The organism is Roseovarius sp. (assembly GCF_030373445.1).
In the GTDB taxonomy this organism is placed as follows: Bacteria; Pseudomonadota; Alphaproteobacteria; order Rhodobacterales; family Rhodobacteraceae; genus Roseovarius.
In genome coordinates this window covers 168,948-180,910 of the sequence record NZ_JAUCYU010000011.1, presented here as the reverse complement: position 1 = coordinate 180,910, position 11,963 = coordinate 168,948, and the positions used below count along the sequence as shown (strand labels likewise).

The 11,963-nt window shown below is 62.0% G+C and carries 10 protein-coding genes; 6 read left to right on the top strand and 4 right to left on the bottom strand.

Going from position 1 to position 11,963, the window contains the following annotated elements:
- Window positions 1–2 precede the first annotated feature (2 nt).
- Complete coding sequence (locus tag QUV18_RS18860) at window positions 3–512, bottom strand: OmpA family protein (protein WP_300895646.1); 510 nt, start codon at window positions 510–512, stop codon at window positions 3–5.
- Complete coding sequence (locus tag QUV18_RS18855; protein ID WP_300895661.1) at window positions 509–1,834, bottom strand: C1 family peptidase; 1,326 nt, start codon at window positions 1,832–1,834, stop codon at window positions 509–511. The genes QUV18_RS18860 and QUV18_RS18855 overlap by 4 nt, the downstream gene beginning before the upstream one ends.
- A gap of 405 nt (window positions 1,835–2,239) precedes the next feature.
- Between QUV18_RS18855 and QUV18_RS18850 the strand changes: the two genes are divergently transcribed.
- Both QUV18_RS18850 and QUV18_RS18845 read left to right on the top strand, forming a co-directional pair.
- Window positions 2,240–3,742 (top strand): hypothetical protein, encoded by a 1,503-nt coding sequence (locus tag QUV18_RS18850; protein WP_300895645.1) that lies wholly within the window; start codon window positions 2,240–2,242, stop codon window positions 3,740–3,742.
- Entirely contained in the window at window positions 3,739–4,986 is a 1,248-nt protein-coding gene (locus QUV18_RS18845) for an MFS transporter (RefSeq protein ID WP_300895644.1), read from the top strand. Before QUV18_RS18850 ends, QUV18_RS18845 begins: the two co-directional genes overlap by 4 nt.
- A gap of 189 nt (window positions 4,987–5,175) precedes the next feature.
- On the opposite strand, the gene QUV18_RS18840 is transcribed toward QUV18_RS18845, so the two are convergent.
- Window positions 5,176–6,105, bottom strand: a complete 930-nt coding sequence (locus QUV18_RS18840; RefSeq protein WP_300895643.1) for a LysR family transcriptional regulator — start codon at window positions 6,103–6,105, stop codon at window positions 5,176–5,178.
- Window positions 6,106–6,202: 97 nt separating this feature from the next.
- Between QUV18_RS18840 and QUV18_RS18835 the strand changes: the two genes are divergently transcribed.
- Genes QUV18_RS18835 through QUV18_RS18820 form a run of 4 tightly spaced genes read left to right on the top strand, consistent with a single transcriptional unit; the run spans window position 6,203 to window position 10,688 of the window.
- On the top strand, window positions 6,203–7,165 hold the full coding sequence (locus tag QUV18_RS18835; RefSeq protein ID WP_300895642.1) for a TAXI family TRAP transporter solute-binding subunit: 963 nt from the start codon (window positions 6,203–6,205) through the stop codon (window positions 7,163–7,165).
- 10 nt (window positions 7,166–7,175) lie between these two features.
- Window positions 7,176–9,038 (top strand): TRAP transporter fused permease subunit, encoded by a 1,863-nt coding sequence (locus QUV18_RS18830; protein ID WP_300895641.1) that lies wholly within the window; start codon window positions 7,176–7,178, stop codon window positions 9,036–9,038.
- Entirely contained in the window at window positions 9,035–10,378 is a 1,344-nt protein-coding gene (locus QUV18_RS18825) for an acyclic terpene utilization AtuA family protein (RefSeq protein ID WP_300895640.1), read from the top strand. The genes QUV18_RS18830 and QUV18_RS18825 overlap by 4 nt, the downstream gene beginning before the upstream one ends.
- Entirely contained in the window at window positions 10,365–10,688 is a 324-nt protein-coding gene (locus tag QUV18_RS18820) for a hypothetical protein (RefSeq protein WP_300895639.1), read from the top strand. The genes QUV18_RS18825 and QUV18_RS18820 overlap by 14 nt, the downstream gene beginning before the upstream one ends.
- A gap of 278 nt (window positions 10,689–10,966) precedes the next feature.
- Here QUV18_RS18820 and QUV18_RS18815 read toward each other — a convergent pair whose 3' ends face one another.
- The gene (locus QUV18_RS18815; protein WP_300895638.1) at window positions 10,967–11,932 is read right to left on the bottom strand and encodes a LysR family transcriptional regulator; all 966 of its coding nucleotides are present in this window, start codon (window positions 11,930–11,932) and stop codon (window positions 10,967–10,969) included.
- Window positions 11,933–11,963: the final 31 nt, after the last annotated feature.

Below are 11,963 nucleotides of genomic sequence, written 5' to 3'. Positions count from 1 at the left end.
GATCAGTCGAGGATGGTGCGAATTTCGACGCGGCGATTCTCTCCGCTTTCGGGGTCAGAGGGGTTGATCAGTTCCCGTTCTCCGCGCCCCGACGGCACGAACCGCGACGGGTCAAGACCATGATCGGTGGTCAGACTGCTTGCCACGGCAAGGGCCCGGCGCTCCGACAGGTCGTCATTATAGGCATCGGTTCCGCGGGCATCGGTATGGCCTATGATCTCAAAACGGAGGCTTGCAAGGCGTTCGTCGGACAGGGCAGTCGCGAGTGCCCGAATGCTCTGTCGCGCCTCGACGGTCAGGGTGGCTTCGTTGTAATCGAAGCCGATGCGCAGGTCGATCGCCGGCGGGGGCACGTCTTCATCGTCGAGAATGGTCAGCCCGCGTTTGCCGCGCCCCGGGAGATCGGTGCGCAGGGCATCCACGATGGCTTCGGCGTCGACGGACTGAGCGGCAACAGGCAATGGAGTTGCCAGCAGCATAGCCAGTGCAAGACTGTAGATCGTTGCCTTCATTCGGTGTCTCCCCGTGTAGTGATGGCGACGGAACGGCTGGCGTAGTAGCGGCCCGCCCCGTCATCTTCGAATTCGATGGTCGCGGCCCGTAGCGCGCTGAGAAAATCCCGCTCGTCTTCGACCTGGGGGCGGGCCTCGGTGAAGAGGGGGCTTTTCGTGGTGATCGCCAGAAGCATTTCGTTACCAAAGGGCCCCGATACCTGGAAGGCCGGCCGCCCGTCCTCGCCGTCGCCCATCTTGACCTGCTGGCGCGGCAGCAGCGTGACCAGCCGGTCTCCGGCACTCTGGCTGAGATGCACGACCGATCCGTCGGCCTGAAAATACGACAGGTGCAGATGCGTGTCGAAATCAGGTGTGACGACGGCAAAGGAGAAGAGATCGCCCTCGCGGTAATCTGTCTTCGGGATTTCGATCTCGGGGCCCTCTGCTGCCAGCCGCCCCTGCGTCAGGATCAGCAGGGCCTCGCATTGCGGCCAGGGCCGTAGTTCGACCTCTATATCATGGCTCTCGCCGAAGCGGGTGCGCAATGCCTCGAGGTCTTCCTCGGAGCCGACGAAACCGTCCAGTGCCGGGCGGGACTGGTCGATCCGCTCGACGACCTGAGCGCATTCCAGCTGCGGGTCGGTCAGCACCCTTACCTGGGGACGCGGCGGCGGGTCGGGTTCCAGTGGCCGGGGGCGGATTGGCGGGGCGGTGGGTTCTATGACAAAGGCCTCGAAAGCCCGTGCCTTGAACGTGTCGTAGGTCATCGTGCCGTACCCGTCCTGACCCCAAGCGGTGCCCCACGAGTTGATAAAGGTGAAAACTTTGTCGCGGTCGTCATAGCCGGTGAGCGTCATCGCGTGGTTGCCCGTGAACTCGCCTTGATCCGGCGATGCACGCCACGTCGACTTTCCCCTGTCGCGCATGAACTCCTCGTTGAGACGGGCGGCGAACACGACCGGGTGGCCAGAGGCCAACTGCCCCCTGATCTGGTCGAGGTCGGTCGTCGATACGGTGCGGTAATCGCGTATCCGGAAATCGGACACCTGTTGCGCCTCGCTCGCCGAAATGGCCTCGCACCGCCTCGTGTCGTAGGGGTACGATGTCATCGAGACGGCACCTGTCTTGAGCTGTTCGAGACCTTTCACCACCAGTGCGCCCCGTGTGCAGTCATTCGGGTCGACGCGGATTATGCCGTGGAGCCAACTCGGGCTTACCAGATTGTTCGGGCGCGAAATCTGCCGGCCGTGTGCCGCACGTTCGTAATAGGACCGGGCGGCGTATCCCACGGCCCAGGAGACACATGAGCCCCATGCACCCTGATTGCCGGCTTCGGGCATTCGGTCAGAAAGACTGATGGCTTGCGGGAGGTAGGATCGGAACTCGGGGGTCGTCGGAAGGCTGTCGAGCAGCTCGCGCGGAGCAGGAACGGCGCCGGTCGTGTAGACCGGCACCTCTTCTTGAGCCACAAGTGTTTCAGGAATGGCTAACAGAATGGCGGCAGAAAGAGATGCCGCGGGAATCCGCAAGAAACAAAACAATGCACTCATGCAATATCCACAAAATCAGCGACGAGATTCCGGTCAACCAATGGCCGGTTTTCGTCAGGCCATTGGCAGAAAGATCATGTCCGTTTCTGGTGGCGCCCGCATCCCCCTTGGGTGGTATCGGGCTGGACGATCCGGCAACAGACTCTTATTGTCCATGTAAATGTCAGTATGTAATAGATTTTTTGTTACCGAATGTTGACTGAGTCATCCGAAGAAAACGATGAATTGGTCACCCGAGGGCTGGACGACATAATGTCGGTCCTTCCCTCCGAACGCGGTGCCCCTCCGTTGAAGCTCGTAACATGGCGCCCGGTCGTTTTTTCAGAATCGGGCGGAAGGCTTCAACCGACCGATCCGACGTTAAGTCATACGGCATCCCATCAGACTGCGACGCGTTTTTTCGCCAGCGTGCGAGACGAGGCGATGCCAATCGCCTTTGGTGTCGAGGGCGATGCACTTCTGGTCCGGGTCATAGGGCAAAGCGCCGGAACAGCCGGTTTCACCGCGTTGCTCGATCCGGACTGTCTCAGCGAGTTTCTCACGGCGACATTCCCGACCGTCAGCCTCTCGCCCGCTTTACGACGTGTTCTTGTTCTGCAGATGTCCGGCATCGGGCTCAAGGAGGGCGCACGGCTTGACAATCGAAGCGTGGAAACACGAAAACGCCAGGCTCAGCATCTTCGTGAAAGATTTGACGGGGCAGATCTTTCGACCATCAGTCGGCAGGTCGCCGCCGCACTGGTGCTTGCCCTTGCGAGGCACGTCAATCCGTCAAGACAAGCGGTTGGCCGCACCCTTGAGGATTATGTCAGTCGATACATGCCGAAGGGGGTTCGCGCCTACGGGCTGACAAGCGCCGACGGCCAGACATCGACGCCAGTGTTGGATATGGGTCGGCCGAACGCCAGGCCCGTGATTGTCCTACATCCCATGGCGCTTCCGGATATCCAAGCGGCAGACATCGAAGTGTGTGAACGCCTCGGACTTCGGCTGGTCTGGCCGCTTCGGCATGGAACACTTGACCCCGGCGCTTCAGCTCTCACGCCCGAAGCGCAACTGGAACATGCTGTACGCGGCGCTGAACTGGCGATCGCTACAATCGCACGTGATACGGTTCCGGTTCTGGCTTTCGCCGCGGCCTCCAAGGTCGGGCTGGCACTGGCACGTGCGCACCCCCAGCATGTCTCTGTACTGCATGTGGCGGGCGTTTGTGTAAGGGAGGGCCGGCCGGAGTCAGGGGCACGCCGACTGGCACGCGGGGTACTTGCACTTGCGGCGCAGCGGCCGATGCTGCTCGACCCGGTTCTCGGACATCTCGAAACAAGGCTCCGGCGACCCGGCGCACTTAAGCAATTCCTGGAAACGCAATTCTCCGACAGTCCGGCCGACGCGGCAATTGTCGCCCGTGATCTGAACGGAACATACGGGATCGACCGCTTTTCCGACTCATTGCTGGACAGCGCAGCGTCGGCCAGACACGACTTTCTCTTCCAGGCCGACCTAGGATGGCACCGGGCGCCTGCCGACCTTCCCATTCAACTTCATCACGGGGCACAAGATGCCATACATCCACTTCCGATAATCGAAGCATTGGCGGAATCGCTTCCCAACGCGCGGCTGCATGTACTGCCTGGGGCGGGACAGCTTGTTTGGTACGAGCATTTGCACCGCGTGCTCGAAAAGGTGGCGGCAGAATGACCACCATCCCATTTCGCAACAGGCTTGCGTTCGGAAGCCCTGATCTTTCGATCACGCTTCTCTTCGCTACGGTGAACGGGTGGCTTTTGTTCTACTTCGTCACGATCGTGGGCCTTCCGCCGCTTTGGGCGGGCACCGTCTTTGTGGCAGGCAGGATTTGCGACGCATTACTCGACCCACTTATCGGAGCCTGTGCCGACCGGTTCGGGCGCAAGCGCACTATCGCCATCGGGTTGCCGATTGCCGCACCCGCCTTTATCGCGCTTTGGGCGGCGCCGCTCGGGTTCGAGGATACGGCGTTGCAACTCGTCGCCGCAGCTGCGGCGTTCGTGGTCTTCACGTTCGGATATACATGCGTGTCCATCCCCCGGTTGGGGATGGTCCCGTCCTTTGCCCCGACCTATCACGACCGTAGCGTTCAGGCTGCTGTCGACATGGCATTCGTATTCTGTGCCCTTCTCATCGCGTCGACTCTGTTTCCGGCCATCATCGGAGCGCAGCACGATGGCCCATTGTCAGCATCTGATGCAACGACATGGGTCGGCGTGGCGATCGCTATGACGGTAATTTCAGTTGCTGCCTACCTGCCCTTCATGATGAAGATTTCGGAAAAAGGCCGGGATTCTGTTTCGATCTCGCCATGGAAAGCACTGGCCAGCCTTTCGACCGAAGGCAACGCAATCATGACACTCGCGACGTTCGCGGCATCTGTGGTGGCGCTGGTGTCCCTGCAATCGGCCCTGCCGTTCTGGATGGAATTCGGCGTTGGTCTCCGGGCGAATGGGCAGGCTGTCGTCTTGGGAACAGTCTTTGCCGCCACGTTCGTTTCCCTGGGACTGTGGGTGGCCGTTTGTCGGAAATGTGGGAAGGTCGACGCCCTGCGCTACGCGGCTCTGCTCTACCTTGTGGCACTGGGCCTCGCCGCGCTTGTGCCCACGAATTCCGGGATGTCTGTTCTTCTGTTTGCCGCAGCGATACTTGCGGGTGCCGCCACCGGCGGATTGTCCGTGGCGCCCTGGGCCATGATCCCCGACGTGGCCGCAGCACACGCCGCGCGTCTTGGCCAATCAGTCGAGGGCGTCTCCACTGCTGCCTTCACCATGATCAATAAGGCAGCGGTGGCCGTTTCGATCTTCGGCAGTGCCGGGCTGCTAGCGATGGATGCAACCGCGACGATGATACTGGTGTTGCCTGCAGTTGCGGCAGCGAGCGTAGCTTTACTATGCCTGTTCCGAAAAGCGTAAGAACCTGAGGGCAGTTGAAAGGAAGGCCTAAGAAGGTTGAGCTTGCCGCCCGCCATCGGGATTGGCGCTACTTTGCGGCAAAAAGGTAACCCTTCTCGCCTCGCCGAGACTGGTGCGGGCTTGTCTACCAGACCGCAAGTATGGGTTCACAGCCCCCGAGGCGGGCACCCGACCGCGGCAAACAGGAAATCACATGGGTGAATCCGTCTCGCGCCTCCGCAGAACGGGCAGGTTCTGCTTGGTATGTTCGAGAAATGCCAGGCCGGTAGGAGAGAGTGAGCGGCCTTGCTGGTGAACGAGGCCGATACGACGCTTGGCACCGAAGTCGTGCACCGGGCGTTGTATCAGGCGCTCCATCGGAAGCACCGGCAATGTCAGCGTTGGCAGTATCGATACACCGAGGCCCTCCGCCACAAGCGCGCCGGCCGTCGCAAGATGAGCGACCTCGAACCGCGGACTCAGTGCGAACCCATGCCGCTGACAAGCACCGTCCAGCAGTTCGCGGACGCTGGTGCCGTTTTCCATGGCAATCACTGGCATGGCGATGAGTTCCGCCATCCCGTAGCTCCGGCACTCTGCCAGCGGGCCGCCCGGCGCGCCGACTGCGACGAACGAGTCGTCCAGCAGCGGGTGGAAGGACAGCCGGTCCCGTGCAGTGATGGTCCCGGCGGTAAAGCCGATGTCTGCCCGGCCCGCCACGACCGCCTCGACTACGCTTTCCGACAGCGCGTCCATGATTCGGAGGTCTATGCCGGCATGCCTTTCGGCAAAACTTTTCAGAAGCCCGGGCAGAAGACCAACGGTGACAGACGGAAGCCCGGCGATTGTCAGGCGCCCCCGGTTGGCCGAAAGATGGGAATTGAACTCTTCCATCACGTTGTCTGCGGTGTTCAGCATACGCTCCGCCAGTTGGGCAAAGGCCAGGCCGGAGGCCGTCGGCGACACGTTACGTGTGTCCCGATCGAACAAACGTGCGCTTAGATTAATCTCGAGCGCAGCAAGCTGGCGCGACAGGGCCGAGGGCGACATGCCAAGGACCTCTGCCGCCAGCCGAAATGAGCGCTGCTGGCTAAGGACAAGAACGACTCGGAAGTCGGAGAGGGAGGGGTTGATGCGCATTGCACACTAATTATGGCAAATATCGCAATTCTGACAACAGGCAACCTGTGCGACGCTGCCCCCAGGCCCGCGTTGCGGGCACAACGGGAGGAATACCATGAAACATTTTACCTACGCCCTACTGGGCGCCACACTGCTTGCCGGGCCGCTGTTGGCCCAAGACAAGGACCTGTTGATTGGGTCAACCTCTGCTTCGTCCAGCCACTATGGCTATTTCGTTGCCGTGGGTCAGTTGATCAATGAAAATGCCGACGGGCTGCGCGCTTCCGTCGTTGAAACCGGCGCGACAATGGACAACATCCGCCGCATGGAACGCGGGCAGGTTGATTTGGGCTTGGTCACCACGAATGTCGCCCAGCATGCGGCCGCGGGCAAGAACGACTTCGAAGGCAAACCGCAGGATCTGAGCCTGCTCTGGGTATACACCGGAGCACCGCAGAACGTGGTGATGCGGGCCGATGCAGGAGTCCAGGATCTGGCAGGGCTGGAGGGCGTGCGCTTCAACCCAGGCATCAAGGGATCGGCCACCGAGGCCACGACCGAAGCGGTTTTTGCGACGCTCGGGCTGAGCGCCGATTATGTGCGCGGTTCGACCACCGATGTTGTCGGTATGATAAAGGACAACCGCGTCGCGGGCTACGTCAAGTCCGGCTCGGGCAACAAGCTGGACGGGTCTACCATGGACATCGCCACCTCTACCGACATCGCCATCCTGGGCCTGACGCCCGAACAGGCCGAAACGCTGCGTACCGAGATGCCTGACATCTCGGTCGTCGATATCCCCGAAGGCGCGGCGGACGGCATCCCGGCCTACACGACGTGGAGCTTCGGCGTCGGTGTCGCGGCACCCAACTCGATGGACGAGGACACCGCTTACAAGATCGTCAAGGCCGTAATGGAGGACGAAACCGCACAGGCCAATGCGATGGCCAGCCTGAAGGGTGCGAACCTTGCGGACATGACCCTTCAGTTCGGTACTATCCCGCTGCACCCGGGTGCCGCGAAATGGTTCGAGGAACAAGGCATCGACCTGCCCGCCAAACTGAAGCCCGCCGAGTAAGAAGCGAACCATGACTGCCGAGCGCATCCAGAAGGGGCTGGCGATCCTCGTCGGGCTCTTCGTCCTCTACACCGCGGCAACCGGTCCCTTCGAGGGGCTTATCCAACGCGCGCTTTTCCTAGCGCTGGTGACGACGCTCGGCTTTGCACTCTACCCGCTGGGCGCCGGGAAGACCTGGCGCCCCGTCGGGCTGGTCATCGACCTCACGTTAACAGCGATAACGCTCACGGCTTGTGCCTATGTAGTCGCCAACTACGACCGGATCATGACGGAACTGCCTTGGGCTACACGGTTCGACATGGTTCTGACAGCAGGACTGGTTCTGGCGGTATTGGAGCTCGGGCGGCGAACTGTCGGGCTGATCTTTCCGATCCTCGTGCTGCTGGGGCTGGGCTACGCACTGTTCGGCAACTACCTGCCTAGTCCGCTGCGTCATCGCGGCTTCGGGATCGAGTTCGTGACCGAAACGATCTTCCTGGGCGATCTGGGCATCTGGGGGATGCTGACGGGCGTTGCCGCCACGGTAATTGCCGCCTTCGTTCTGTTCGGCGCGCTGCTGCTGCATACCGGTGGCGGTCAGGCTTTCATGGACCTCGCCATGCGGCTTGGTGGAAGACAGCCCGGCGGCGCAGCAAAGATCGCAACCATTGCGTCAGGGCTTTTCGGGATGATCTCGGGCTCGGCGGTCGCGAACGTGGCGACCACGGGCAATTTCACGATACCGATGATGATCCGACTGGGCTATCCTCGCCCTTTCGCAGCGGCGGTTGAGGCGGTGGCCTCTACCGGCGGCCAGATCGCCCCGCCGATTATGGGGGCCGCGGCCTTCGTCATGGCCGAGATCCTCGGCTTGCCCTACCTGACCATCATCGTCGGCGCGATCCTTCCGGCAGTTCTTTTCTACATTTCGGTCTTCATGACCGTGCATTTCGTCGCGCTGCGGCGCGGACTGGCCGTTGTACCGGACGAGGAGATGCCGCAATGGGCCACGATCCTGGCCCCTCGCCGGATGGTGCCGATCCTTGCCGCGCTCGGAGGGCTTGGCGTCGGCATCTGGCTGGGACGGTCTATCGCGACCTCGGCGTTCTACGGTATCGTCGGCTTGTTAATTGCCTTCTTCGCCACCGAAACCGGACGGCTGAGCTTGCGCGAGATGGTCCGCAAGTTGCTGAATGGGCTAGAGGATGCGGGCAAAGGCATGGTCATCATCGGCGTCTTGCTGGCGGGGGCACAAGTGCTGGTGGCGATGATCAACCTGACTGGCATCGGTGTGACACTGTCTTCGCTTATCGTCTCGGTTGCGGGCGACAGCATCGTGCTGGTCGCGGTGATCGTTGGCGCGGTCTGCCTGATCATGGGCATGGGGCTGCCGACAACCGCAGCCTACGTGCTGGTCGCCGCCGTGCTGGCCCCGGCCATGACCGCTGTCGGCGTTGATCCGCTGGCCGCGCATCTCTTCGTTTTTTACTTCGCGACAATCTCGGTCATAACGCCGCCGGTCTGCGTGGCGGTCTTTGTGGGTTCGGGCATCGCCGGGACCAATTGGCTGCCTGCCGCGGGCGAGGCCGTGCGTTTGGGAGCAGTCACTTATATCGTGCCGTTCCTGCTGCTGCTCTATCCGGGCGTGTTGCTGGGGGGTGGGCCGCTCGACATCCTGGAGGCTGTTACGGCGGGGATGGTGTTGGTCATCGCGGTGCCGGGTCTTCTGGCCGGGGCGAGATTGCATCATGTGCGGGCCGTCAACATCATGCTATATCTCGCAATCATTATCCTGGCCATCTATCCCCACCCGGTGACGCCCTTCCTAGCCCTGGCCCTGTTGGCAGGCGCCTATTTCACTGGCCGCACGAACAAGCGGAGGGTGACGACATGAGCGTGGTCCGGATCGGTGCCGGCGCAGGGTTTCAGGGTGACAGGCTTGCCCCGGCCCTCGACCTTGCAGAGCGGGGCAAGCTCGACTACCTCGTGTTCGAGTGCCTCGGCGAGCGTACGATTGCCTTGGCGCAGCAGGCGCGGCGCAACGATCCGTCTGGCGGCTACGATCCGCTGCTCGAGCGGCGCATGCGCGCAGTGCTGCCGGTATGCGCCAGGAACGGCACGAAGGTCGTGACAAACATGGGGGCGGCGAACCCTCTCGGCGCGGCGCAGCACACCGCCCGGATCGCGCGCGAACTTGGGCTCACGGGGCTCAAGGTGGCCGCCGTCACCGGCGACGACGTGCTCGACCGGATCGGCAGCTTCGTTCTGGATGAAACCGGAGCCCCTGCCGAGGATCTCGGTGACCGGTTGGTCTCGGCCAATGCCTACGTCGGAATCGACGGCCTCGTCACGGCGCTGAAGGCAGATGCGGATGTGGTGATCTGCGGCCGGGCTTCGGACCCGACGCTGTTCCTTGCGCCGCTGGTGCACGAGTTCGGCTGGGCGCGGGATGACTGGGAGAGACTGGGCCGAGGCGTGCTGATCGGCCACCTGTTGGAATGTGCTGCCCAGATCACCGGCGGGTATTTCGCCGATCCCGGCGTAAAGGAGGTGCCCGATCTCGCCGCGGTCGGGCACCCTCTGGCCGAGGTCGGCGCCGACGGAAATGCCACGATTACCAAGTTGCAAGGCACTGGCGGCCGCATAACCCGCGCCACCTGCATCGAGCAGCTTCTCTACGAAATCCACGATCCCGCCCGCTACCTGCAACCCGACGTGGTGGCCGACTTTTCAAGCGTCGACTTCCAGGACCTTGGCACCGACCGCGTCGGGGTAAGTGGTGCGACCGGGGCGCCGGCCACGGGACAGTTCAAGGTCTCCGTCGGGTATCGCGACGGCTGGATCGGCGAAGGTCAGATCAGCTATGCTGGCGCCAATTGCGTGGCCCGCGGTCAGCTGGCCGTTGAAATCTTGCAGGCGCGCCTTGCCCCGCATCGGGCCGAGATATTCGAGGAGCGCGGCGAGCTGATCGGCGTCAACTCGGTCTGGCAAGGGGCGAGCAGACATACATCTGCGCCCGAGGTCCGCGTCCGCTATGCCGCCCGCTGCGCGGATCGCGACACGGCGCAGCGGGTCGCAGAAGAGGTCGAGGGCCTTTACCTCGCCGGCCCTGCGGGTGGCGGAGGGGCCACGGGAATGGTGCGCGAAGTGCTGGCCATCGCCTCGACCCTGATGCCCGCCGCCACGGTCAAGGCAGTTGTCGAGATGCTGGAGGTCCACCATGAAACTGCATGACATCGCCCATGCCCGGACAGGCGACAAAGGCGACGTGTCCAACATCTCGGTCATTTCCTACGATCCGGCACACTGGTCGCTAATCCGGGATCATGTCACCCCGGCCCGGGTCGCCGCACATTTCGGCGTTTTCGCGACGGACGACGTCACGCGTTACGCTCTGCCCCAGCTCTGCGCGCTCAATTTCGTGATCCGCGGGGCGCTGACCGGTGGGGTCACGCGCTCACTGGCGCTTGATGCGCATGGCAAGTGCCTCGCGTCTGTATTGCTGGACATGGAGTTGGATAACGTAAAGACCGTCACCGACTGAATGCTGACACAGCCTTTGGGAACGGGGGCTCGATCACGTCGCCTCGAGCGATGTCGCACATTTTGACTGAACAGGAACCCGCGCGGTCCAGGAGCCTGATTGATGGGGAAAGAGACCACCTTGAATGTCGCGATGATTGGCGCCGGTCGGGTCTGTTCAATCAAGAAGGTAGCCCATTCAGTCGACACATCTTCAAATGGAACCGTGCCCCTTTTGGTCGAGCGACGCGTTCTCAGCTTGGCACCAAGAGGATATTGCACTGACCCGGCCGCATTGTCCTAGGGCATGAAATCGGCCGTGTTCGTCGTTCGGTAGACACGATCTTCGGGCAGCATATTGTCGATCTGTTCATTCAAAACTTCGAGAAAGGCCAGCTCGGTCTGGCTGGGCCGAACGCGCGGGTTAGAGACGAGATACACGTCGATCGGCATGACATCGTCGTAGGGCGGCAACCGCCAGAGCCGTCCGTCGCGCACGTCACGGGCAGCGATCTGGACAGGGATTGCACCGATTCCGATGCCCGAGACCACCATGCGCCGCAACTCGTCCAACGTGTTGGCGACCCCGACATAGGGCTGCGCGAACCCGACCTCGTTCGTCAGCTCGGTAATCGAATGAAGTGCGTCGGACAGGAGCGCCGTCTGGTACACGATGGCGTTCTGGTCTTTCAGGTCCGACACGGCAAGATCCGACCGCCCGAAGAGTGGATGCCCGGCCCCGCAGTAGAAGGCGCAGTACTCCTTGAAGATATGCACGTAATTGAAGTCGGGATTCTTGTCGAAGATGGGCGCAATGCCAAAGTGGATGAGCTTGTTGGTCAGGGCAAGCAGCAGTTCGGGGCTGTTCATCACTGTTGACGAAATCGTCGCATTGGGGTGACGGAGGTGAAATGCCCTGAGCGAGTCGTTGATGATGGGGCTGGTCATTTGGCTGGCGGATGTCAGGCGAACCTTGCCCGTCAGCGTGTCCTCAGTATCCGACAGCAGAAGGGAAATTCTGTCTATCGCGCCGCAAATCTCCACTGCTTCGCGGTACAGCAGCTTGCCCGAGCTGGTCAACCGGAAGAAATGGGCGCCGCGGTCGATCAGCCGGACCCCAACCTGGGCCTCGAGGTTCTTCAGTGCCGCACTGACCGCAGGCTGACCGCGGCCCAGAACGCGCGCCGCACGCGACAGGCTTTGCATCTCGGCGATGACGACGAAGGTGTAGAGCAGGTTCCAGTTTATGTCTCGTGATAGGCTCATGGCATCCGCACGTCCTGTCGATGCAAGATTG